The sequence below is a fragment of the Methylomonas sp. Kb3 genome, assembly GCF_002834115.1.
Taxonomy (GTDB): domain Bacteria; phylum Pseudomonadota; class Gammaproteobacteria; order Methylococcales; family Methylomonadaceae; genus Methylomonas; species Methylomonas defluvii.
In genome coordinates this window covers 464,572-488,005 of the sequence record NZ_PIZT01000068.1, presented here as the reverse complement: position 1 = coordinate 488,005, position 23,434 = coordinate 464,572, and the positions used below count along the sequence as shown (strand labels likewise).

Below are 23,434 nucleotides of genomic sequence, written 5' to 3'. Positions count from 1 at the left end.
TCTCCCTGACGGCGAGGGAATGTTTAGAGGTTCCCTTAAAACGTTTTTCCCGGCGAGTCTTTCGATTTTCCTGACCGCGTGCGATCCGCTGCTCAGTCTGCAAGGTTCTTTCTGGCCGGCCTGGATCATCTGCATCCTCGGCGGGCTGGCAACCAGCATGCTGCTGATGTGGCAACTGGTGCGCTACCGGCTGGCGCCCCATTTGGGACCGCCGCTGTTGATCGCGCCCAGCCTTTGGGCCTTATGCACCTTTGTCATCTGGTTGGTGTTTTATGCAGCATGAAAACGGCGAAGCCTGATGGAAAACAGTCAAAACGATAGCCCAGGGTTAAGCCTGAAAAACCGGATATTGCTCGGCCGCATCATTGGCATAGCCATCGTGCTGGGTGCGGCGGCGACCGGCGCGCTGGTTTGGCATATCAATTATCAAAATCCGCGCACCAACGACGCGATGGTGCGGGCCAATATCGTCGGCATCGCCCCGGAAGTCAGCGGCCGTATAGTGGAATTGCATGTCGAGGATAACCAATACGTCAAACAGGGCGACTTGCTGTATGTGATCGACCCGCGCCCGTATCAGGCCAGACTGGACAAAGCCAAGGCCGAATTGCTGCTGGCGGAAAAAGACGTGGATTCCCGGCGCGCCTCCAGCGGTTCCGCGGAAATGGCTATCGAACGCCTGGAACACCAGCGCGCTGCCGCCAGTGCCGAAGTGAAAAAAATCGAGGCGGAAGACGAATATCTGCATAACTATCTGGAACGGCTGGAACCGTTGGCGGATAAGCAATACGTCACCGCCGACCAGCTCAAACAGGCGCGCTCGCGTTATGCGGCTTCGCGCGCCGAACTGGCGGATGCGAAAGCTAAAGAACTGTCGGCTCGCAGTGCCATCGAGGAAGCCAAGAGCGATAGCCGGCGAGCGGTATCGTTAGTCGCCCAGGTCGGCGACGTCAATGCCCGTATCGAAGCCGCCAGAGCCCTGGTCACCGCCGCCGAGCTCGATCTGGAATACTGTTACGTGCGAGCGCCTTTCAATGCCTACGTCACCAATTTGAATACCCGCGAAGGCGAATACGCCAAGGCCGGTACGCAAATGTTCGCTTTGGTCGATGACCGCCAGTGGTATGTGATCGCCGACTTCAAGGAAACTTATTTGCAGTCGATCAAACCCGGCCAGGAAGCCGAGGTGTTTCTGGTTGCTTATCCGGGCAAGCGCTTTCGCGGCGTGGTGACCGGGATCGGCTGGGCCAATTCGCCCGACAATATCAAACAGCATGGCGTGTTGCCGGAGATAGATCGCACGCTGAACTGGGTCATTCTGGCTTCGCGTTTTCCGGTAAGAATCGAGATTAAACAGCATGACCCCGCGCATCCGCTCCGTATGGGCATGACCGCGTTTGTGACGGTACGGAAAGCCACTGCCGACGCAACCGGTACAGCTCTGCCGCCGTCATGACCCGAGGCGACAGCCGGACTGGTTCAAGCACACAGTCAAAACCCAACCGGCTTTGGTTTGGCACCAGCCTGGGGCAATTCCTAACCGCCGAACTCAAAGATACACCGGCACGGCGCGTCGCCGCCCTGCGTTTATTCGTCGTCACCCTGACAATCGCACTCGTCAGCCAAACCTTGCATATCCCGCCGCTAGGGGCAATTTCCATCTTGATTTGCCTAAGCTACGACGCTTACGCCAACGCCGGCCAATCCCTGGCGTTTGGAATACGCCAGCTCGGTTACCTGATGGTCACGACCTTGGTATCGGTATTGACGCTGATGCTGGCCGGCAACGACCCTTGGTTACTGCTGCCGCTATCGTTCGTCATCTTGGCCTTGTCCCTGTTTCACGCCCGCCTGATCGCCTGGCCCACGGGCATTGCTTTATGGTATTCGGTGGCGGTGCTGTACAGCCCCAGCACGCCCGATGAAAACATTTACCATGCCTTATGGAACATCCCCATTATTGGCGTACTGGCGCTGGGAACATGGACGGTAGTGCATTTAACCATCAAACCGCAAGATCCGCTAAAACTGTTAAAAGCGGAGATCGCCATGCAATTGGCGACGGTGGAATACATTTTCAGCGCGCGTCTGGCCGATGCCGGTGCGTATAGCCCCAGACCTGAAGCAGCCATGCACGCCGCTGCCGGCAGCCTTGGCAAACTGCTGGGTTTACTGGCCAACGCCGAATTGATCCATCCTGCTTTACACGAACGCCACCTGACTTATCGGGCGCTGTTGCTGGAAATAGACGGTTTGCGCCAGTTGGCGGACTGGCTTAATCAAGTGTTGGCTGCGGAATATAGGGCCCAGCCGCTGACGCCGGAAAAACTGCATGTATATCGGGCTTTACAAAGCGCCTGTGCCAGATTACGGCAAGGCGTGGCGGAATCGCGCGACGTGTCCGTAGAAATCACCAGCTTGCTAAGCGATGAGGTATTGCAAAACTATGCGCGGGAAGCTAATCCCTCGCTGTTAACCGCCTTGTGGCGGGCTCTGCAACGCATTGCCGGCTTGATGCATGATTTGCATCAACCGATAGCCGCCAAAGACAGTAAAAACATCAACGCTGAATCCGACGACAACCCTGAACATGGCTGGCTGCCAGCCTGGTTTGCTTACGAGTTTTGGGCAAGCTATGCCGACAGTTTGCAATTCGGCATTAAATTTTCCCTGGGCGCGATCCTGTGCATGCTGATCGTGGAAAGCCTGGGCTGGCCGGACATCAACACCGCGATTCCCACCTGTCTGGTCGCGGCACAAACCAGTCTCGGCGCCGACTACCGGCTCTCGCTGTTACGGGTGTCGGGCGCCGCCGTCGGCGGGATCTGCGCTTATTTTTACGTATTGGTCTTTCAATCTCAGCTCGATACCATCGTCGGCTTTGCGTTTGCCACAGCGCCATTCTGGGCGCTGGCAGCCTGGATTACCGCCGGCAGCGAACGCATCGCTTATCTGGGCCGGCAACTTGGTTTTTCATTTGCGTTGTTTGTGCTGCATGATTTTGGTCAAGTCACCGACCTATATCTGCCGCGCGACCGGGTCATAGGTATTTTGCTCGGACTTATCGTGATGGGCGTTATCGATTATGCGCTGTGGCCGCGGCGCTCGATTGCACTGGCCCGCCACCACAGCGTAGCGGCGTTGCGCACACTTGCCAGCTTCACCAAGCGCTTACCCGATGTCAGTCACCTGCTCACTTACACCTTACCCTTACGGCTATCGGCGGAAAAAGAGCTGGCCGCCGCTCAAGACTTGTTGGCACACGCGGTATTGGAACCCGATGCGCGCTTGGCCGAGAAAGTGCATGAACGAGCGGCGCTGCGGACGATTGTGAAGGACGCCGGCCATTTATCCGGCTTGTTACAAGTCCGCAAACGCTATCGCTTACTCAGCGGCCAGCGCTTCAGCCACTTTCCTGATGAATTGCAACAGCTCAGCCGGGCGTTCGATGCCGAGCTGGCAACCGCCCTGGAATATGCCGCCAGCCTCCTGCAAGGCAAACAAGCCGGCAACCGGATCGAGCTTGCCAATCATCAAGCGCGTCTAAAGCAAAGTTATATCGATCATCATCGTATCGACAATCTGGCCGACGATTTGGCCGTAGAGTGGGAGCTACGCTTTATGCTGGACCAACAAATTGTGGAGCTGATAGCCCACATCGAAAAAGCAGTGCTGGCTGCCAGGTCATATCCGCAACAATCCGGCCCGGACCTTGATCTGCAATAAGGCCGCGCAGTGCATCCAATATAGCCCCTGGGCTCCCGCCTGCGCGGGAGCGACGATATTTACTAATCCAGCCTGTTTATCACGGGTATTCCGTTGAGGTTGAGTGTGGCGAAGCCCAGGCTGGTGTGCCCTTCGACAGGCGAAGGGTAGTTAAGGGCCGGGTTAATAATCAGCAGCACCGATATACGCCAAGTTGCTCAAAATATGTTCATCTGAAAATCCAGACTTCGTTCCGCTAACCAAACCAAAGCCACGGCGACGATGGATGCTGAACCGGTTTTCATTACGACTAGCGGATAATAGCGATAGCGGCTAAAGCCGACTATCAAAGGCAAAACCGCGCCGACAATCGCCAACTGCCCTGCTTCCACACCCAAATTAAAGCCCAATAGCGGTAACAGCCGCTGCGTGTCCGGCAAGCCCATGTCCAACAACACGCTGGCGATGCCCATGCCGTGGATCAAGCCGAAAGCAAAGGCAAACCAGGTGCGGCGTTTTACCAACACCGGATAAATATTATTCAACGCTGCCAACACCACGGAGGCGGCAATGACCGATTCTACCCAGCGGGACGGCAGACAAATGTATTGCAACACCGTAAGGCTCAGGGTGAATGAATGTGCCAACGTGAAGGCGGTAACCACACCTAGCACGTCGAAAAATACCGGTCTAAAGCCTGGTTTTGGCTGCCAAGCACCCCGCTCCCACGCCAAAGCCGCCGGCAGCAACAGACTTAACAAAAATAGAATATGGTCAAAGCCGATCCAGATATGCCATAGCCCGGCGTAGCCGAATCGCGCCACGGTCCGCCACCCGGAATAATCAGCGTCCCGCACAAATTCGCTACGTTGGTGGTCAGGACTAAAGATCGCGGTATCGGTTTTAGCGGCATGAATGACGCTTATCAGCCCGCGATGCTGCGGGTCGAGATCGAAAAGCAAGCGATAGTCTATCGACAACGGCGTGGACGCAGACGGACAAGTCGCCCGGAAACTTAATACGGCGTAATGACCATCGCTGTGTTCGTCCACCCGTAAATCCCCTGCTTGCAGCGAACAGACTTGCTTAGCCGTCGTCATTTGCAAACGACTCAGCGCATAGGCATACACAATATCCCGACTATTTCGCAACTCCGCCCAGGTAATATTACCGTCGTCGTTTGCATCCAAACCCAAGGCGTAATCCAGGTCGCGCAAGGCAATATCCCATTGCCCGGAGATCTGCCACCCATCAACCTGCACCGTCATGTAACTATCGCTGGCCTTATGGGCAAAAACGCTAAAACTTGCAGTCAGCAGCCAGACCATGATTAACCCGACCCAAATGATTCCGCGCATTCGGTTCGAGCTTAACCCGTCTAAGCTTGGCGGGGCCTGCCCGTCGACAGGCCTGCCCTGAGCGCAGTCGAGAGGCCCAGGGCAAACAGTATTTAAGGGGTGAAGGAATTTTGCCGGCCCGTTCATATTCCGCTCCCCCCAATTTGCGCGAGTAGCGTTTCAAGTCGCGCATCTTGCAATTTGGACTCGGTTAAAAAAGCCAGCAGCGGCTGCGGATTTTTGCCGGCCGCCAGCGCTGCTTCCAAGAAAATGCGCGCATCCCGCGGCTCGCGCTGCACGTCCCAATTTTTTTGCGCCAGCGCCAGCGCCGATTCAGGCTGATCAAGCACATGCAATAAAAAGCGCGCCTCATCGCCTTGATGACTGCTATCGCCGCGCATGCGGCTGGCGGCAAAGCGAGCAGTCAGCGCATCTATGTGGACAGCGGCAGTCGGCAGCCGCAGTGCTATTTCGGCTAAAGTCAGGCGCAGTAATAAGCCATCGGCGCGCGTATCGTTGGCTAATAATTCCACCACTTCTTGGAAACGATTCCGGTCCAATAAATAATCGGCATAGGTAGCCAACAGATAACCATTGCGGCGCGGTATGTGTAGCGCCTGCCGGTAATAACGGTCGGCCGCATCGGTATTGCCCATGCGCTCGGCCATTTCCGCCAGCGTGGTCAAGGCCCATTGTTGATCTGCCGGTACGGGACTGTGCGCAGTGCTTACTGCGCGCGCCAACTGGCGATAAGCAGCGTCGAGCTGGCCGGAAACACTCAGAATGGAATTCAGGCAAACTTGGCCAATCAGCGGCTCGGCTAATTTTAGTAAGGGTATACAACTGTTCAGCGCTTCGGCGTGTTGGCCTTGCACTTCCAAAATGGCCGCCCGCGTCAACCAGGCTTGCGCCAAGCGCGGCTGACGCGCCAAAGCCCGATGCAAATAGTCCAGGGCCGCCGGAAATTCGTGGCGATTTTGAAACAAGGTCGCCCGTAAGGTCAGAACCTCGGCACTCGGTTGCGCGACTGCCAGCCAAGGTGTTAGCGCCGCTTCGGCATAACCGAAATAGCGCGGATCCGATTCAGCGCGGCCCAGTTCTATATAGCGCCGGACTAAAGCTAAAGCCGGTTCCAAGTCATTAGGCTGAGCCGCGACTTGTTTGCGCAAGTCACGAATTTCCAGCCAACTGTCGCCCCTGGCCGGCAAGACTTCGACGATTTCGTCATCGGTCTTGGGTAAATAAGCTTGTGCCCCGGCGTCACTGAACATAGCAACAGACATCAATAAACCTAATCTAAGCCAGTGTTTCATCGGCTCCTCCTTCGGATGCTTAGCGGACAGGGGGCGAGCACAGCCGCCCCCCTGCCCTCTTCTAGTTATTTGGACAACTACCCATAACCAAGGAAACGGCATCGAAACAACCGGATTCGCCTGGATCGACATGGCGGCTTTGCCGGCCGCTATTGGCAAAAGCCACATAAGGAAATACTTCCTGATAGCTTCTGTCGTTGGTGTTAACGCCATCGGCGACCCGGTTATTCGGGAAGCTGTTGAATGCCGGATTCAACACCCCGACCACCGCTTGCGCGGCAATATCGGTCACATCATCGGACACCCGCCGCCCGTTCGGAAAGCCGGCGCTATCGCCCGCCAGAAACGCCATGCGTTTCCGGGCACTTAAAGGTGCGGGGCCGATGCCGGTGTTCAAGCGCAGCAAGTCCGCCACCGGTCCACGTTGCGTGGGCGAACAACCAGGGCAAATGGGCGCGGCATAAAACACCAAGGGACCCAGGTCAAAACTGGGGTTGGCCGGATTTACCCTGGGCGGCGCCGGAATCGGCACCGCACCACCGTAAGCAGCATTGACGACCCTGGCCAATAACGGATCCAACACATAACCGGCAAAACTAGCGTCGTCCTTGGGTTCGCTCATACTGAACCGGTCTTTGTCGCCGGTACCGATTAACACCTCATTGACCAAGGGATTACCCATGCGCTGAATCTGCACATAGGCATTGGCGAGTTTAGGCTTGCCGCCGGGTCTGTCGGCATACGCTTTGGTGCGAGGCCGCGAAGTAGTGGCATAAGTCCCGATCACCGCCAAGGCCTCGCCGGCGGTATGTTGCTTGCCGTCCTGGGTGAGCATGGCGATAGGCAATTCGATAGCGATGGAATTGACGTTGTAACCGGCCACATCGTCGGACGCGAAGTTTTGGTTTTCCGCGTCATTTTGGTTCTCGGCAAACACACCCGGCACACCGGCGCCGGACGCACCGGCTCTAAAGTTAAAGGTATCGAAAGTCGTGCCCAAATCGATGTAAAACGGATCGTCGACGGTGCCGGCAAACACGCTAACCCCGCCGCCTAAGTCGTAAATCCCTTGGCTCGCCAGATTTTGATAGTTGGGCATGGTGCGCGGACCGACGTTGGAGGGCACGGCATATAGCTTTTGCTGATTGGTTAGATCGATGACTTGGCGATTGACGCCCTTGCCCTTGATCAGCGTCACCGTGTAACTCTGCCGCAAACCCAATCCTTCCGAGCCAGGGCCATCCAATGCGGTAATCGCCGGCGGCACGATCAAGCTGCCCGGCGCGACCGGAGCCGGCGAATTGGCCGGGGCGACAATGCCGGTGCCGGCGCCGACAAAACCGGTAAACACGCCGGGCAAACGGTTCTCGGTTTTAAACCTGAACTGCAGCGTAATGTCTTCGTCGGCGTCGAAATTATTATCCACCTTCATTTCATACAGAACTTCCGGATCGAATGGAAAATAATTCGGGCCGTTGCTGGGTTCCAGCAAGGGATCGACATTCAATATCATCGTTACCTTGCTGGGATCGTTATAGCTAACAAAAGCGTACCAATCGGTGATGTCGGCCTTGGTATCCAATGCGGTTAACGGTGCTTCGCGGTGATTGGCAGCATCAACGGGCGGTAGGCCGCCCATCAACAATAAAGCGCTGGCGAACGTGGTCAGCGGCCAACGGCTGTAGTGGTGTAAGTCTTTCATAATCAAATTCCTCTTTAGTTAATGTCACAGCTTCAGCCAGCTGCGTTAGGGAATACGCGGAAAATCGGCAAACGGATGCGGGTAAATGGAATTTATGCCAAGCGGACCGGGCTTGCCGCGTCGGCTCGCGCCGTGGATCTAGCCTTGCCCAGCCGGCCTCCAAGCAAAAACAAGCCGGACAAACTTAGCAGCATCAGGGTGGGCGGCTCCGGCACACTGACGATCTGGGCATTGGCGACGTTGAGAATGTGTAGATCCCAAGCCGCCGTGCGATTCGGTTCCACCGGATCGCCATTGCTATCGGTTAAAGATCCCTCGCAAAACCGACCGTTCGAACAACCGAAGGCGGCGGTAAATTGCGGATCGGCATCCCGTAAAAATCCGTCGGCCAGCGCGGCGCTTACCGAAAAATTATCGTATTGAGTCAAGGTTGCCAGGTAATTCCCGGCGACAAGATTGATGGCTAAATAACTGTCGAATTCGCCGTAATTAAAATTAACCCCGTTCGACAATTGGCTGCCGCCCAAGCCGCCGTCATCCTGCTCGGCCAGTTGGTTGCCTAAGCCGTCCCACAGCGTCAAAATCGGATCGAAGCCGCCGCCCAGCCAGGACGAGGTAAACAAGGTCACCGTGCCCGGTGAACCGAGTGAAAAGGCAAAGCTCAACTTATCGTTATCGTTGGCAAAGTTGCCGTTAAAATCAAAGTCAGCGGCCTCAACCGCCGTCGCTACGGTCAGGCAGGCGCCCAACAACGCAACCGGAAATAGCTTTTTCATCGTGGTTTCCTCTCAGTCTGTGGTTAGAAATGGCAAGCCGGCGACGGATTCCAGATGCGGATGGCGATACTCGGCATTCGCGCCGGCTTGCGATGACTGATACGCGGCAAACTCGGCAGTGGATGCAAAACAGGTAAAAAATATTGGTGGCAGTGTTTATACAACGGGATTGGTTCGTACTTGGCACATCAGCATCTTTCGATAGCGAACCACACGAGTCTTAACCTCTTGCAAAATCGGCCGCTTGACTGTTTGCCATAGGCAAACCGCTGTTTTATAGTGAGCCACCCCCACTCTCTGCGCCCCTTAGATGCGGCTACCAAATCTCGGCAAACCAAGAAAAGTCCCTATGCCTTATGTCGCTTGATTCACAGTTTAAGCGTTATCCCCACATTGCCGTGCATCCAAACCAACCGATGCATCGTATAGCTTTCTAAAGGGATACGAGAGCGATGGCGGATAGCGATTTGAACGATGACGAGAACCGACAACCAATAACACCTGCCGACGAAGCCTTATTGCTGGAATGGCTTGGCCGCGTCGTGGACCAGGATCAAGCCGCGTTGGGTAAGTTGTACGACACCTTGGTGGATCAGGTCTACGGTCTGGCGTTGCGGATCACCCGGCGGGCGCAGTGTGCTGAGGAAGTGGTACAAGATACGTTCTGGCAGATCTGGCGGCAGGCGCCGCGCTTCGATGCCGAACGCGGTTCGGTAAAAGCCTGGGTGATGACGATGGCTCGCAGCCGCGCACTGGACGCCTTGCGGCAGTTGGACGGCAATCTAAACGAGCTGGAACCGGAGGCTCTGGCGCTAATCGAAGCCCCAACCGACCAAATGCCGCCGGATTTACTATCCGCAGTGCAGCAAGGCCATCGCTTGCAAACGGCCCTGGCGGCTTTGGAACCCTTGCCCCGACAATTGCTGTCGTTGGCGTTTTTCCGGGGTTTGAGCCACGACGAAATCGCCGTTTGCAGCGGTTTGCCCCTGGGCACTGTGAAATCGCATATCCGCCGGGCTCTAAAGACTATGCAGCAATTATTGACAGCCGATGCCGGCGAGGTTAACTAAACAATATGACTGACAAATTCCCGCCCTTGGATAGCGCAGATGCCACCGACTTGCAGCAACTCGAAACGCTGCTGGCCGACGGTTTGGCGCCGATTCCGGTTGCCGGCGCACGCCGCAATTCGTTACGCCAAGGCCTGATGACGCAAGTCACGGCCAGCCTTGCCAAACAAGCCGGCATACTCACCGTGCGCGCCAGACACGGCGTCTGGCAAGCCCTGAAAACCGGCATCCGCATCAAACCACTCTGGGACGGCGGCCTGCAAGGCCATTCGGTTTTGATCGAATTCGCCCCCGGCGCCAGCCTGATAGCGCATCGGCACAACTGTCTAGAAGAAGGCATCGTCTTGCACGGCGATTTGCAGATGGGCGACTTACGGCTCGGTCCCTTGGATTACCATGCAGCGCCGGCCGGCAGCCGGCACGGCGGGATAAGTTCGACGAATGGCGCCCTGGCCTATTTGCGCGGTACATCGCTGGGCGATAACCGCGAGGTATTGCGGGAAGTGTTGGGCGGTCTGCTGCCGTTTGGCAAGGCTGAGTCGTTTAGCGTGTTTACCAAGCAAATAGACGACTGGCAGGAAATAGCCCCCGGTGTCTGGAAAAAACCGCTGTGGCAGGACGGGGAACGCGAATCCAGTTTTTACCGCCTGGAAGCCGGCGCCAAATGCCCGGCACACGACCATCTCCTGGAAGAGGAATGCATGATGCTGGACGGCGATTTGTTTATCGACGACTTCTTGCTGCGCGCCGGCGACTATCAACTAGCGCCGGCCGGCAGCGCACACCGCGAAGTCTATACCGACGTAGGTGCGACGCTGTTCGTGCGCGGCGGCAGAGATTACTGACCGATTTATCCGCGCCGGAATACCCTGGCGGCTTAGCCTTAGTTGATGTCTTGACTGTTTAAATAGTCTTCGTAATTACCGCTGAAATCGACGATGCCGTTCGGGGTCAATTCGATGATGCGGGTCGCCAGTGAGGACACAAACTCGCGGTCGTGGCTGACGAAAATCAGCGTACCGGGATAATTTTCCAAAGCCGCGTTCAACGATTCGATCGATTCCATATCCAAATGGTTGGTCGGTTCGTCCAATACCATCACATTGTTTTTTTGCAGAATCAATTTGCCGAACAGCATCCGGCCCTGCTCGCCGCCGGAAATGACTTTGACGGATTTGTTGATTTCATCATTGGAAAACAGCAAACGCCCCAACGTACCGCGAATGGTCTGATCGTCGTCGGTTTCCTTGCGCCATTGGCCCATCCATTCGATCAGCGGCATGTCTTCGGCAAAATCTTCGGCGTGATCCTGGGCAAAATAGCCGACGTCGGCGTTTTCGGCCCATTTCACTTCGCCGCTGTCCGGCTTCAAATCGCCAACCAAAGTTTTCAATAAGGTGGACTTACCGATACCGTTGGGACCGATCACCGCCACCCGTTCGCCGACCGCGATCATCATGTTCAGATTTTTGAACAACGGTTCTTCGCCATAACCCTTGGCCAGATCCTTAGCCTCCACCGCCAAACGGTACAATTTTTTAGCTTGATCGAAACGAATAAACGGATTGACCCGACTGGACGGCTTGACTTCATCGAGCTTGATTTTCTCCAACTGCCTGGCCCGCGACGTAGCCTGCTTAGCTTTGGAAGCGTTGGCCGAGAAACGGGCCACGAAAGTTTGCAACTCGGCGATCTGGGCTTTTTTCTTGGCGTTGCTAGCCAACAATTGCTCGCGCACCTGGGTCACCGCAGTCATGTAATCGTCGTAATTACCCGGATACACCCGCAATTCGCCGTAATCCATATCGGCCATATGGGTGCAGACGCTATTCAAAAAGTGCCGGTCATGCGAGATGATCACCATCGTTGAGTTGCGCTCGTTCAGCACGTTTTCCAGCCAGCGGATGGTGTTGATATCCAGGTTGTTGGTCGGCTCGTCGAGCAGCATGATGTCGGGGTTGGAGAACAAAGCTTGCGCCAACAGCACCCGCAGTTTCCAGCCCGGTGCCACCGCGCTCATTAGGCCGTTGTGTTGTTCCAGCGGGATGTCCAAACCCAGCAATAACTCGCCAGCCCGTGCTTCCGCGGTATAGCCGCCAAATTCAGCGAACACTGTTTCCAAATCCGCGGCGCGCATATAATCGTCTTCGCTGGCCTCCATATTGGCATAGATGGCGTCGCGTTCCGACATGGCTGCCCACATTTCCGCGTGGCCCATCATCACCACGTCCAGCACTCTTTGCTCTTCGTAGGCAAATTGGTTTTGGCGCAAGATACCCACGCGCTCGTTGGCGTCTATGCTGACGTTGCCCGAGGTGGGTTCCAAGTCGCCGCTAAGGATTTTCATGAAGGTAGACTTGCCGCAGCCGTTGGCGCCGATCAAGCCGTAACGGTTGCCGTTGCCGAATTTGACGGAAACGTTTTCAAACAGGGGCTTAGCCCCGAATTGCATGGTGATATTGGCGGTAGAAATCAAGAGAGTGTCCGAAGATTAAGAGTAAAAAGAGCGTCGCCGCCGCTTGAAGCTTGTGACGAAATAAATGAGTTGGCGCGAAAATCGGTTATTTTACCAGACTTTAATCGACGATCATTTACAGTAATGTGTCACTGACTATCCCCACATGAACACACCGCCCGCCACCACAGAACAAATTTACCCCATCTTGTATAGTTTCCGCCGCTGTCCCTATGCGATGCGGGCACGTTTGGCCATTGCCGTATCGGGATTAAGCGTCGCGCTCAGAGAAATCGAGCTCGGCAATAAGCCGAAGACGATGCTGGCTATTTCGCCGAAAGGCACGGTGCCGGTGCTGTTGTTGCCCGAGGGCCGAGTCATCGAACAAAGTCTGGATATTATGCTGTGGGCCTTGGCGCAACACGATCCACATGAATGGCTAAACCAAGCGCCGGAAGATACGCAGCGATTAATCGACTGGAACGACGGCGATTTCAAATACTATTTAGACCGCTACAAATATGCGGACCGTTATCCGGAACAAACGCCAGCCGATTATCGTCAACAAAGCGAGGTGTTTTTAGCCGAGCTGGAAACACGCTTGCAGCGGCACAAATTCTTATGCGGCGATAATTTCAGCCTAGCGGATGCCGCCACTCTACCGTTTATCCGCCAGTTTGCTTCAGTGGATAATGCGTGGTTTGAAAGTTCGCCGTATCCAGCCCTGCAACAATGGCTGAACACTTTTTTAAGGTCCAATCTGTTTGCAGCGGTTATGCAAAAATACCCGCCCTGGAACGTTGACGACCCGCTAGTCCTTTTCAGGTACGAGACCGGCCTCGTCCCATTTCAATAGGTGCCCGACATGTTAAAAATTTACAGAAAAACCATACTCATCGACGGCTCCGGCGCACATCCTCGCCTGGAATCGCCTCAAAGTAAGCTGTCCAATCTGCTGAGTATTCCGGCGATGATCGCCGGCGCGGTATTGGGCACCGTGGTGTTTTCGGCGTTTTTTGCCTTACTGCTAATTCCGGTAGCGATAATCGGTATCAGAGGCTGGTGGTTGCTGCGAAAGCTGAAAAATGCCCAGGTTGACGGCCAAAGTCTGGAAGCTGAATATACCGTGGTCTCGGACACCTCAAAAAAATCCGATTCCGACTGAGGAATAACGCTCCTTTAGCAACAAAAAAAGCCCCCACCTTGAGCAGGGTGGAGGCTGTGGAATGTGTAGCTTTACAACGAGGAGGTACTACGAAAAAACTTAAAATCGGACCGGTTTAGCCACTTCGATATTGCTAAACAGGGAAGCAGCGCCAAAAAACAGTGTGGAAAGAACAAACTGACCGGACAGGAAGCTGAACATACCGGTAGCAAAAAACAATCCGGTGACGATGTCTTTATACAGATTGCTTGACTTGTTCATTTTTCCACCTTGACTGGGTTTCAGCCGATTCATTGAAGACGGTTTAACTATAAACCTTTGCAATTTATTTACAATAAGGCATTTATTGCATGATTTGTTTCTTATTTTGAAACAAATTTAGTTGCACACCACCCTTCAACAGCCAAATTGAACCTCAACTCGGTTCAAACTTAAGCTACCGATATTGATGCAGGAGGATGTAGTCATGAGCCACCATTTAAATCTACTGCGCGCCATATTCCAGGATCCGCTTAGCGGTAACATCCATTGGCGGGAAATAGAATCGCTGTTGCATCACCTGGGCGCCAATCTGCAACCCAGCCATGGCGCGCGCTTTCGCGTGATACTGAATAATGTCGAAGGCGTGTTGCATCATCCACACCACAGCGGCATATGCACTAAACAGGAAGTCAAACATCTGCGCGAATATCTGGCAAGCGCCGGCGTCAGTCCGTCGGCATATGAAGAACAGCGCAACAAACCACATTAGCCCAACGCCTGCCCTAAGGTTTTTAAGCATTTAACACGACCATGGTCCACAGCAAGGATTGAACGGAACGCCCGATGAAATGGATTACAAAAAGCGTATTGCTGGCAGTGTTGCTATTGCCTGTATTGTCCGGAATGGCGCTATGGCTGGCAATTGATGACAAGCCAAAATTACAAACCCGAGCCGACCTGACACCGGCACAAATTGCCCGCGGCAAATTAATTTTTCGGCAAAACGATCCGCGCCGTCTAAAATCCGGCGCGATCGCCCGAGTGGCACTGGATCAACAGGAACTGGACTTGGCGATCAATTATCTTGCCAATCAATACGCTAACGGCGTAGCGGGTTTACGGCTCTATCAAGGCCGCGCCCACATCGACGCCAGCTTGCCTTTACCCCGAAATCCCGTAGGCCAATATCTGAATTTGACGTTGGTGCTTAAGCAAACCAGCGACTTACCGGAAGTGGACCACCTGTCTTTGGGACAAGTCCGGCTGCCCGGCATGCTAGCCAAACCCTTGCTGAAATGGGCGCTCAACACCTTGCAACCGGCAGCGGATCGGCAAGCCTTCGCCGATATTGTCAAGCATGTGCTGTTTCAACCCCAGCGCCTGACGGTAACCTATCGTTGGCAAACTGACTTGCCCGGCAAATTGCGCGGCGCCTTGCTAACGCCTGATGATCAGCAGCGTCTGCAGGCTTATCAGCGACATTTAGCGGAACTAAGCCGGACAGATAACAAAAGCCTCAGTCTCACTGATTTCAGCAAGCCGCTGTTTCAGCTGGCCGCACAACGAAGCGCCAGCAACGACCCGATTCAGGAAAACCGGGCATTGATTCTGATATTGACACTTTATGCCAATCAACAGCGCCTGACGAAAATTCTCCCGGAATCCAGACTTTGGCCCCGCCCGATTTGGCGCCAAATAACGCTGAACGGCCGCGACGACCTAGTGAAACATTACCTGGTTTCGGCGATGCTGGCGGCCTATTCCGGCACCCCGTTGGCCGACGCGGTGGGTTTGTTTAAGGAAATAGAAGATTCGCGCGGCGGCAGCGGTTTTTCGTTTAACGACCTCGCCGCCGACCGGGCCGGGACGCGCATGGGAGAACACGCTGTCGCCAGTCCGGCGCTGGCACGGAAAATCCAATCAATATTAGCCAACGCCGATGAAAATCAAATGATGCCGGCTACCGCCGATTTACCGGAATCACTAAGCGAAGCCGAGTTTATCCGCCGCTTTGGCGGCACCGATGGCGAAGCGTACAAACAACTGATGCAAGACATAGAACGGCGTATCGCGGCCTTGCCGGTGAATCGGGAATGATGGGTGAGCGAAAACCTGGCTAGCCGGCGAAGCCGCCGCAAACGGTTGATGACTAACCCACGGCCACTTTTGCTCGCGCCAACAAGGCCGTAAACTCGTCGGCGGCCATCGGCTTGCCAAACAGATAACCCTGCGCCTCGTCGCAGTCGTTTCTTAACAAGTATTGCGCCTGCTGCTCAGTCTCCACGCCTTCGGCTATCACCTTGAATTTCAGGATCTTGGCGATGGAAATAATCACCATCACAATCGCGGCGGCGTCTGCGTCGTCGGGTATGTTCGCCACAAATGAGCGGTCGATTTTCAGCTTGTCAAAGGCAAACTGCTTGAGTTGGTTCAAGCTGGAATAACCAGTGCCGAAATCGTCTATCGAAATTTGCAAGCCGGCTTCCCTGAGCTTGGCCAATATAGCCCGCTTCCGTCCCGGATTGCGGATGAACAAACTTTCCGTCAACTCCAATTCCAGGTATTCGGCGGGCAAGCCGGTTTCATTGACGATGTCGATAACTTGCGCGACAAAGTCTTCCTGATCCAATTGCCGCGCCGACACGTTGACCGCCATCGTGAACGCCGGATAGCCGCTTTGCCGCCAAATTTGGCTCTGCCGGCACGCCTCGCCCAACACCCACGCACCTATCGCCTCGATCAGGCCGATTTCTTCGGCGACCGGAATGAATTGATCGGGCGGAATCAAGCCCAGCTCGGGATGTCGCCAGCGAATCAGGGCCTCGGCGCCGACGATCCGCCCGGAATCCAGATCGATTTGCGGCTGGTAGTGAAGAAAAAATTCGTCGCGTTGCAGCGCCCGGCGTAAATCGCTTTCCAGGCGCAGCTTGGTCGACACGACAAATTCCATATTATCTTCATAAAAACAATAGGTATTGCCCTGCTCCTTGGCGCGGTACATCGCGGTATCGGCGTGTTTGATCAGCAAACCGCTGTCGGCGCCGTCGGCGGGATACAGCGAAATGCCGATACTGGAGCTGACGTAAAACTCTTGCTCCATTAACGCGAATGGCTGGGCGATAGCGATACGGATCTTGTCGGCGACGGCAGCGGCGACTTGCGGATTGCTGATATTTTCCAACAGCAGCGTAAATTCGTCGCCGCCGAACCGGGAAACCATGTCTTCCCGCCGCACACAGCCTTGAATCCGCTCTGCCGCGGCTTTCAACAACTGGTCGCCGACATCATGCCCCAAGGTGTCGTTAGTCAGCTTGAACCTATCCAAATCCAGAAACAGCACGGCATGCAGCTGATTTTGATCAGCGCTGACGGCGATCACCGAGTTCAGCCGGTCGATGAATTGCGTGCGATTGGCCAGATTGGTCAAGGGATCGTGGTAAGCCAGGCGATTCAAGGTCCGCTGGGTCAGGCTGGCTTCCAACAAATGCGCGATACGTTTACGCAATACCGCGAAATGAATCGGTTTGGGAATGTAATCGTTAGCCCCTATCGAAAAAGCCAATTCCACCGAATGGTCGTTTTCCAAAGCGGTAATCATCAGTATCGGCACCTCCGCCCCATGGGGCAGCGCGCGAATTTTGCGGCAGGCCTCGAAACCGTCCATTTCCGGCATCATCGCGTCCATCAAGATCAAATCCGCCATTTGCCGCTGGCACAACGCCAGCGCCTGCCGGCCGGTGCCGGCCAAATCCACCCGGTAGCCGTCCTTCTCCAAAACATCTTGCAAGGCAAACCGCATGGCTCTGTCGTCGTCCGCCACCAGAATTCTGGGGCCGGCCTGCGGGAGCGGATCAGCAGCCGTTTCCGCGCCCATTTCCAAACTCAACAGTTGTTCGATGAACCGGTATTCGTCGCGCAATTGCTGCAGTAAGGCCTCGCCGTTTTCAATCTGCGCTTCAGCCGCCTGCTCTTCCAGTTGCCGGGCGATCAGCGCCAGCTTTTCTGCGCCCAGGTTGCGGCTGGCACCTTTCAGGCCATGGGCCGATTCGCGTAATTGCGCGTGATTGTCCGTCGCCAGCGCCTGGGCGATTTGCTCGATTTGCGCCGGCGCGTCTTCCAGATAATAGCCCACCATCTTCACAAAACCCTGGCCGATTTCCTCGCGCAATTGGCGTAAAACCGCGTGATCCAGCGCCTCCAGCGACGGCTCCGGCGAGAGCGGCTCGGCGGTCAGGCACGGCCTGCCCTCGAACCAACTCAGCAGTTTTTCCCGCAACGGCTTCAGCTTGATCGGTTTGGCCAGATAATCGTCCATCCCGGCCGCCAGACACAAATCGCTATCGCCTTGCTGAGCGTTGGCGGTCATCGCCACGATGGGCAGCCGGCCCACGGGCTCGGGCAGCAGCCTGATGCGTCGAGTCGCCTCAAAGCCGTCCATAGTCGGCATGTGGCAATCCATCAGGATCAAATCGAAAGCCTGATGCTCCAGCCAGGACAAGGCCTCGACGCCGGAGCCGGCGATTTCGTAGCGGCAACCCAGCCGCTCCAGCATGCCCGCGGCCACCATTTGACTGGCACGGTTGTCTTCGACGATCAATATGCGCCGCCCGAGCACGACGCTTTGCTCGACCTCGGGCGCCAAGTCGGCCGCGGGTTCCTGATAATCCTGACCGGCGGTCAATATGAAATCGTATAGTTTGGAAACCTGTACCGGTTTCGCCAACTGCGCGGCCACGTTTGGCAAGCGCGGCAGATTGACGGCATTAACGGGGTCGGACAGCAACACGATTTTGACATCGGCCAGCGCCGGATCGTCAACGATCATATCCACCCAAGTGGCATCGCCGGCATCTCTCAGATCGATGATGACAAAATGATATGCCTGGTCCTGATCATTGGCGGAACGCAACATATCCACGGCTTTAATGCCGTAGCCGCTATGCCGGTAGTGAATTTTCCAACGCGCCAGACTTTGCGCCAAAAACTGGCGCATTTTGTCGTTCTCGGTCACGACCAATATCCGCAGATTGGCGAAATAGGCTTGCCGAGCCTCAGAGATGCCCTCGGTACCGCGCGGCGGATTGAAGGGTACGGTAAACCAGAACGAACTACCTTGCCCTTCCCGGCTGTGAACACCGATTTGCCCGCCCATCAGTTGCACCAATTGCCGGCAAATCGCCAAGCCCAGGCCGGCGCCTTCATAATGCCGGGTTCTGGAACCGTCGGCCTGGACAAAGGCATCGAAAATACTGCTTTGCGCCGCCTCGGGTATACCCATCCCGGTGTCGCTAACGCAGAATCTCAACTGGATGGCATCGCTTGCCGCCGCTTCGGTGTGCACATCGATGGCGATGCCGCCTTGTTCGGTAAACTTCAGCGCGTTGCCGACCAGATTAATCAGCACCTGCCGCACCCTGGAGGCTTCGCCGTTCAACACCAGCGGTATATCGTCGGCTAGCGAGTAAGTAAGTTGCAGATTTTTTCGATGCGCCTGAGCGGACATCAATTCCACAACTTCATCCAAGGTTTCGTAAAGCACGAAATCGACCGGCTGCCGCTTCATCATCCCGGATTCGATGCGGGAGAAATCCAGAATATCTTCGATTAACTTCAACAGCGCTTCGCCGGCGTTGCGGGCTACCATCGAGTATTCCAACTGCTTGGGCGTCAACCCCATGTCCTGCAACAACTCCAGCATACCCAGCACCGCGTTCAGCGGCGTGCGCAGCTCGTGACTGACATTGGCGGCAAACTCGCCTTTTAGACGCGCCGATTCCAAAGCCGTGTCGCGAGCCCGTTCCAACTGCCCTTCCCGAGTTTCCAACACCGCCATCATCGTGTTGAAGGCTTCGCCCATTTCGATGATGTCGCGCGGCCCGCTCAACCGGGCCCGAACGTTTTTCGCGCCGGCCGAGGCCTTGCGCATCCTCAGCGCCAGTTGTTGAATCGGCAAAGTCAAGCGCCGCGACATCGCCAATAGAAACAGTAGAAACAGCGCGGCCGAGCCGCTGGACGCCATCAAAGTGGTCCAGCGAATTTTTTCTTTCATGACATTGAGCGATTGCTTGCCCATCACCAAGCGCACGTAGCCGACCAATTCCGGCGTCGGCATTTGCGCCTCGAACGGTGACGTCTCTTGCCCCGTGGCGTTGCGCGCGAATACCGGCGCGGCAAAATACCAGGCTTGTTCGTTCTCATGCACCAAGGCCAGGGATTCCGGCCAGCGCACCGCGTCGGCATCGGCGGCGGGCATGGCCGGTTCGCCGCGTTCGAACAAAGGCTCCAGCGCATTGTTGTAAATGGCTACGCCGCGGACATCGGGAAACGCCAGGAAGCGTCGGGCCGGCTCCTCGGCATTCTCCTTGCTGGCATACAGCAAGGCCAACGTGCTCTGTGCAGCAAAGGCCTCTGTGGATTGCCGGCCTTGGGCGACCCATTTATCGCGGACGATGTAGTAAGACAGCGTGGAAATGCCGAATGCCGACAATATCGAGATCACCACCAGACCGAAACAAAAGGTCACGGCAAGCTGTTGCAGGAAACTCGCCCGCTTGAACCTAGGCCATCGCAAACGCTTCATGGCGTCTAAGGCACCGGAAAAACCATCGCGAATTCGCGGCGCGTCTGGCTGGAAAAACGCAAACCCAGATGTTCCGCGGTGCGTAAATTGACGGCTACCAGCAAATCCCGCAGCAGTTCGACGGATTCGAATTTGCCGCCCGCCTGCAATTGCTGGATAGCCAGACCGGCCAAACTGCGGCCCATGCTGAAATTGTCCGGGTACAGCGAAAATAATGCGCCTTTGCGCACATGGTCCAGGTTGCTGGAAAACACCACGAAATTTTTCTCCCAGGCTTCGCGCAGCACTTCCGGCAACAATGACGATTCGTCCATCGCGGCGTTTTCCCGCGGCAGCCAGAGCGCGATGGAATTGTCTTTAATTTCCAGCAGAATCTGCCGGAACTGATCCGAAGAATCGTGTAAGTTGCCGGTCGGTTGCGCTACCAGCGTCAAGCCGCGTTCAAGAGCCGCCCGCCCGGCGCGCTCGATCTCCCAGGCTGTTTGCCGTGGATCGTAGATCACGGTCACTTTTTTCACCTCCGGCACCAGTTTTTTCAAATGATCGAACATGGCTTCCGGGGCCGGCGTCAGGCTGATGCCGGCCAAGCCTTGCACTTCGTCCGGGCGGATCATCGTCGCGCCGATCACCACCGGAAATTGGGAAGATACCGCTTTGGCGACCGCCAATCCTGCACGGCCCAGCGTCACCACCACATCGATCCTGTCGTTTTTCAGGTCCTGAATCAACTTTTCGACGGACTTGTCGCGCTCGTTCAACAAGTAATGCCCAACCGGCTTACCCAGCTCCTGTTCCATGCCCCGCGCGATCTCCATGAACACCGAACGATAAGGCTCGCGCACATCGGGATAAATGATGGCAACGGTGGGCGCTTGCGCCCAGGCACCGCCGCAAAAAGGCCACAGCACACATAAGGCCAACCCTAGCTGAAAAAATAGTCTATAAAACAAAATGACTCCCGAACTACGGTATAAGCAAGACCCGACCAACGGCGCCTTGGCTAAAAATGAAGACTGATTTCGCCGTAAAAACTGCGCGGAGCCAACGGCAAGTCGTTGGGAATGGCGGCCGGATTGCCGGCCAGACTGGGTTCCCGGGCGCTGACATCGAACAAATTACGCACAGAAAAGGCCACTTCGAAATGCTTAGCCAAATTCTGCCGGCGCAGCGTCACATCCACCCAAGTATAATCCGCGACCGGCTTGCGCGTATCGCCGAAACTGCGGTCCCGACCCACAATCCATTTCGCTTGCGGACTGAGCTGCCAATCGGGCAAAAACTGCCAATTCAGCCGCAGGTAGACCTGGTGATGTGGGGCGTAGCCGCTATCGCGGTCCAGGGCCTGGTCACGGCTACGTTGATAGGCGTAGTTGCCGATAATTTTTAAGGTGTCGGCGGCCTGCCATTCCGCTTCCAGTTCGGTACCGTAGCCTTGCTGGATACCGGTATTTTGCGCCGTCGAAGTGGTGGCACCGGCATCCGGCACGAAGCGGATGATGTCCTTCCACCAGAAGTTAAAGAAATTCAAACCCAGGCGCAGGCTGTCCGTCGGCCGGTAGTCGAAACCCAACTCGACGTTTTCCATGGTTTCCGGGCGCAAGGCTGCATTACCGAGCTGCGCCGGGTTGTTGATGATGTACATTTCCTGAAACGACGGCGCCCGAAACGCCGAGCCGTACATCAGTTTGGCGGTCAAATCGTAGCGAGCTTCCCAAATCAATGCCGCGCGCGGATTGAAGGTATTGCCGAAATCCGAATAGCGGTCGTAACGAGCGCCGGCGGTCAAACTCCAGTCGTTGGCAAAGTTCCACTGATCCTGCAAAAACAGATAGGCCACTTTCCGATCCACCTCGGGGATGAACGTCGAGGAGGTGCCGGAAACGTCGGTCAGCGGGATGCCCGGCAGCGACGGTATCGGCGCGCCGGTGGCGGGATCGATGCCGAAATTCTGACTGACCCGCGCCTTGAACAGGCTGTCGTAATTAAAACCGATACCGCTACGCAACTGGTGTTGCTGAAAACCGCTGTAGGCGAAGGACTGGCTGATGCGCACATGCCTCTCCCACACCTCGGGATTGCCGATGTAACCGTTGGGAAACGTCACCGGCGCGCCGACGCCGATCTGGCCGTTGGCGCCGATAGGCAAGGTAGTGCCGGCCGGAAATAGCGTCAAATTACGCTCAATTTCCTGACTGGTTTCGAAATAGCTGGCTTGCGTCGTCAAATCCCAGTTTTCTATATCGGCGTTATGGTAAGTGACGTCAGCGTTCCAACGGTCGCTGGCATAACGGTTGACCGGATCCAGGGCTTGGGCGATACCCGAGCCGTTACCCAAATCGCTGCGGTGTTGCAGGCCGCCACGAAACCGCCAATGGCCGCGCGACAAATCCAGCCGGGCATCGAGATTATCGCGCGACATATTCAGTGGCCCCGGTGCCAGCGAGGCGCTAGTCCCCAGCAAGCGGTCGAACTGGCTTTGCAGGTCGGCATCGACGATGGCATCCTGACCGGCGGTCTTGTGGTATTCAAACGCCAATGCGACGTCGAAGCCGGCCCACTCGCCACCGTGCAAGCCCCAGCCATCGTAAGTGTCAAAACTGCCGACCCGGCCGCCGAGCTCGGTGCCTTCGATATCCTGTTTGGTTTTGGTGATGACATTGATCACGCCGGCGAAGGCGTCGGCGCCGTAGACCGCCGATCCCGGTCCGCGCACGACTTCGATGCGAGCGATGTCGCGGATCGGCATGCCGCCCCAAACCTCACCACGGCTGCCGGTATAGGAGTTGGTAATCGGGATGCCGTTGACCATCATCAACACTTGCTGGTTGAATTGCGAAAAAATGCCGCGAAACGTGTAAATCGGGTTATAGCCTATCGTGTTGCGTTCGACATGCAGGCCGGGCACAGTTTCCAACGCTTCGTCGATGTCGGTGGCACCCATTTGCTTGATGTCGTCGGCAGTGATAACGGTGGCAATCGACGGGGCTTTGGAAATCGGTTGCTTGTAACCGCTGGCGATACTGACCATTTCCTCGGTGCCGTAGATTTGCGATATGGCTCTTTCTTCCTCTTCCGTGGAGACCGGTTGCGCTTGCACCGTTGCACTTATCAGGCAAACACAACAATTAACAAGCAACCGACGGACGGACATGGCTAACTCCAGTTTTGAATTCTAGTTATTTCGGAAGTTATGCATTAACGCTGAGGCTAATATTGCCGGAGCATATCAAGAAGCGGGCGATTTTTGTTAATTTTCGGCCCGTCGATAATGTAGAGCACTCCTTGCAGGATTTCCGACGCGGTTGGAAGAATAGCAGAGACGATGAAATCCGGGTTAGCAATACCCGGA

18 protein-coding genes are annotated in these 23,434 nt (G+C 55.7%); 9 read left to right on the top strand and 9 right to left on the bottom strand.

What is annotated here, in order from left to right:
- Positions 1-19 precede the first annotated feature (19 nt).
- Genes CWO84_RS21035 through CWO84_RS21025 form a run of 3 tightly spaced genes read left to right on the top strand, consistent with a single transcriptional unit; the run spans position 20 to position 3,726 of the window.
- Positions 20-283, top strand: coding sequence for a YtcA family lipoprotein (locus CWO84_RS21035; protein ID WP_033155473.1), 264 nt, complete (start codon positions 20-22; stop codon positions 281-283).
- 15 nt (positions 284-298) lie between these two features.
- Positions 299-1,456 (top strand): biotin/lipoyl-binding protein, encoded by a 1,158-nt coding sequence (locus CWO84_RS21030; RefSeq protein WP_101055000.1) that lies wholly within the window; start codon positions 299-301, stop codon positions 1,454-1,456.
- A complete protein-coding gene (locus tag CWO84_RS21025; protein WP_101054998.1) occupies positions 1,453-3,726 on the top strand; it encodes an FUSC family protein in 2,274 nt (757 codons plus the stop codon). The genes CWO84_RS21030 and CWO84_RS21025 overlap by 4 nt, the downstream gene beginning before the upstream one ends.
- A gap of 197 nt (positions 3,727-3,923) precedes the next feature.
- Here CWO84_RS21025 and CWO84_RS21020 read toward each other — a convergent pair whose 3' ends face one another.
- The 4 genes from CWO84_RS21020 to CWO84_RS21005 form a co-directional block, all read right to left on the bottom strand.
- A complete protein-coding gene (locus CWO84_RS21020; RefSeq protein WP_240618111.1) occupies positions 3,924-5,063 on the bottom strand; it encodes a HupE/UreJ family protein in 1,140 nt (379 codons plus the stop codon).
- 122 nt (positions 5,064-5,185) lie between these two features.
- On the bottom strand, positions 5,186-6,355 hold the full coding sequence (locus CWO84_RS21015) for a hypothetical protein (protein WP_101054996.1): 1,170 nt from the start codon (positions 6,353-6,355) through the stop codon (positions 5,186-5,188).
- A gap of 61 nt (positions 6,356-6,416) precedes the next feature.
- The gene (locus CWO84_RS21010; protein WP_101054994.1) at positions 6,417-8,057 is read right to left on the bottom strand and encodes a DUF4331 domain-containing protein; all 1,641 of its coding nucleotides are present in this window, start codon (positions 8,055-8,057) and stop codon (positions 6,417-6,419) included.
- A gap of 92 nt (positions 8,058-8,149) precedes the next feature.
- Positions 8,150-8,833, bottom strand: a complete 684-nt coding sequence (locus CWO84_RS21005; protein WP_101054992.1) for a DVUA0089 family protein — start codon at positions 8,831-8,833, stop codon at positions 8,150-8,152.
- Positions 8,834-9,285: 452 nt separating this feature from the next.
- Here CWO84_RS21005 and CWO84_RS21000 point away from each other — a divergent pair, with 452 nt between their 5' ends.
- Together CWO84_RS21000 and CWO84_RS20995 are read left to right on the top strand one after the other, a co-directional pair.
- On the top strand, positions 9,286-9,903 hold the full coding sequence (locus tag CWO84_RS21000; RefSeq protein ID WP_101054990.1) for a sigma-70 family RNA polymerase sigma factor: 618 nt from the start codon (positions 9,286-9,288) through the stop codon (positions 9,901-9,903).
- Positions 9,904-9,908: 5 nt separating this feature from the next.
- The gene (locus CWO84_RS20995; protein WP_101054988.1) at positions 9,909-10,748 is read left to right on the top strand and encodes a cupin domain-containing protein; all 840 of its coding nucleotides are present in this window, start codon (positions 9,909-9,911) and stop codon (positions 10,746-10,748) included.
- A 38-nt stretch (positions 10,749-10,786) separates the two neighbouring features.
- Here the strand turns inward: CWO84_RS20995 and CWO84_RS20990 are convergent, their stop codons facing one another.
- Complete coding sequence (locus CWO84_RS20990) at positions 10,787-12,379, bottom strand: ABC-F family ATPase (RefSeq protein ID WP_101054986.1); 1,593 nt, start codon at positions 12,377-12,379, stop codon at positions 10,787-10,789.
- 145 nt (positions 12,380-12,524) lie between these two features.
- On the opposite strand from CWO84_RS20990, the gene CWO84_RS20985 reads away from it, so the two are divergent.
- On the top strand, positions 12,525-13,214 hold the full coding sequence (locus tag CWO84_RS20985; RefSeq protein WP_101054984.1) for a glutathione S-transferase: 690 nt from the start codon (positions 12,525-12,527) through the stop codon (positions 13,212-13,214).
- 9 nt (positions 13,215-13,223) lie between these two features.
- The gene (locus tag CWO84_RS20980; RefSeq protein ID WP_101054982.1) at positions 13,224-13,523 is read left to right on the top strand and encodes a hypothetical protein; all 300 of its coding nucleotides are present in this window, start codon (positions 13,224-13,226) and stop codon (positions 13,521-13,523) included.
- Positions 13,524-13,622: 99 nt separating this feature from the next.
- Here CWO84_RS20980 and CWO84_RS24540 read toward each other — a convergent pair whose 3' ends face one another.
- Complete coding sequence (locus tag CWO84_RS24540) at positions 13,623-13,784, bottom strand: hypothetical protein (RefSeq protein WP_165786391.1); 162 nt, start codon at positions 13,782-13,784, stop codon at positions 13,623-13,625.
- A gap of 205 nt (positions 13,785-13,989) precedes the next feature.
- Here CWO84_RS24540 and CWO84_RS20970 point away from each other — a divergent pair, with 205 nt between their 5' ends.
- Positions 13,990-14,274 carry a hypothetical protein gene (locus tag CWO84_RS20970; RefSeq protein WP_101054980.1) on the top strand — a complete coding sequence of 95 codons (285 nt, stop codon included), beginning with the start codon at positions 13,990-13,992 and terminating at the stop codon, positions 14,272-14,274.
- Between the two features lie 74 nt (positions 14,275-14,348).
- Positions 14,349-15,602: a hypothetical protein gene (locus CWO84_RS20965; RefSeq protein ID WP_101054978.1), complete on the top strand. Its 1,254-nt coding sequence runs from the start codon at positions 14,349-14,351 to the stop codon at positions 15,600-15,602.
- Positions 15,603-15,654: 52 nt separating this feature from the next.
- On the opposite strand, the gene CWO84_RS20960 is transcribed toward CWO84_RS20965, so the two are convergent.
- Genes CWO84_RS20960 through CWO84_RS20950 form a run of 3 tightly spaced genes read right to left on the bottom strand, consistent with a single transcriptional unit; the run spans position 15,655 to position 23,236 of the window.
- Positions 15,655-20,085 carry an EAL domain-containing protein gene (locus CWO84_RS20960; RefSeq protein WP_101054976.1) on the bottom strand — a complete coding sequence of 1,477 codons (4,431 nt, stop codon included), beginning with the start codon at positions 20,083-20,085 and terminating at the stop codon, positions 15,655-15,657.
- A 5-nt stretch (positions 20,086-20,090) separates the two neighbouring features.
- Positions 20,091-21,035, bottom strand: coding sequence for an ABC transporter substrate binding protein (locus CWO84_RS20955; RefSeq protein WP_101054974.1), 945 nt, complete (start codon positions 21,033-21,035; stop codon positions 20,091-20,093).
- 50 nt (positions 21,036-21,085) lie between these two features.
- Positions 21,086-23,236, bottom strand: a complete 2,151-nt coding sequence (locus CWO84_RS20950) for a TonB-dependent receptor (protein WP_101054972.1) — start codon at positions 23,234-23,236, stop codon at positions 21,086-21,088.
- Between the last annotated feature and the right edge of the window lie 198 nt (positions 23,237-23,434).

What these genes read in the sequence shown, in the direction of transcription:
- CWO84_RS21030 (WP_101055000.1), top strand. Translation starts at nt 299, where the DNA reads ATGGAAAACAGTCAAAACGATAGCCCAGGGTTAAGCCTGAAAAACCGG.
- CWO84_RS21035 (WP_033155473.1), top strand. Translation starts at nt 20, where the DNA reads ATGTTTAGAGGTTCCCTTAAAACGTTTTTCCCGGCGAGTCTTTCGATT.
- CWO84_RS21010 (WP_101054994.1), bottom strand. Translation starts at nt 8,057, where the DNA reads ATGAAAGACTTACACCACTACAGCCGTTGGCCGCTGACCACGTTCGCC.
- CWO84_RS20995 (WP_101054988.1), top strand. Translation starts at nt 9,909, where the DNA reads ATGACTGACAAATTCCCGCCCTTGGATAGCGCAGATGCCACCGACTTG.
- CWO84_RS24540 (WP_165786391.1), bottom strand. Translation starts at nt 13,784, where the DNA reads ATGAACAAGTCAAGCAATCTGTATAAAGACATCGTCACCGGATTGTTT.
- CWO84_RS21025 (WP_101054998.1), top strand. Translation starts at nt 1,453, where the DNA reads ATGACCCGAGGCGACAGCCGGACTGGTTCAAGCACACAGTCAAAACCC.
- CWO84_RS20985 (WP_101054984.1), top strand. Translation starts at nt 12,525, where the DNA reads ATGAACACACCGCCCGCCACCACAGAACAAATTTACCCCATCTTGTAT.
- CWO84_RS21005 (WP_101054992.1), bottom strand. Translation starts at nt 8,833, where the DNA reads ATGAAAAAGCTATTTCCGGTTGCGTTGTTGGGCGCCTGCCTGACCGTA.
- CWO84_RS20950 (WP_101054972.1), bottom strand. Translation starts at nt 23,236, where the DNA reads ATGTCCGTCCGTCGGTTGCTTGTTAATTGTTGTGTTTGCCTGATAAGT.
- CWO84_RS20980 (WP_101054982.1), top strand. Translation starts at nt 13,224, where the DNA reads ATGTTAAAAATTTACAGAAAAACCATACTCATCGACGGCTCCGGCGCA.
- CWO84_RS21020 (WP_240618111.1), bottom strand. Translation starts at nt 5,063, where the DNA reads ATGCGCGGAATCATTTGGGTCGGGTTAATCATGGTCTGGCTGCTGACT.
- CWO84_RS21015 (WP_101054996.1), bottom strand. Translation starts at nt 6,355, where the DNA reads ATGAAACACTGGCTTAGATTAGGTTTATTGATGTCTGTTGCTATGTTC.
- CWO84_RS20960 (WP_101054976.1), bottom strand. Translation starts at nt 20,085, where the DNA reads ATGAAGCGTTTGCGATGGCCTAGGTTCAAGCGGGCGAGTTTCCTGCAA.
- CWO84_RS20970 (WP_101054980.1), top strand. Translation starts at nt 13,990, where the DNA reads ATGAGCCACCATTTAAATCTACTGCGCGCCATATTCCAGGATCCGCTT.
- CWO84_RS20965 (WP_101054978.1), top strand. Translation starts at nt 14,349, where the DNA reads ATGAAATGGATTACAAAAAGCGTATTGCTGGCAGTGTTGCTATTGCCT.
- CWO84_RS21000 (WP_101054990.1), top strand. Translation starts at nt 9,286, where the DNA reads ATGGCGGATAGCGATTTGAACGATGACGAGAACCGACAACCAATAACA.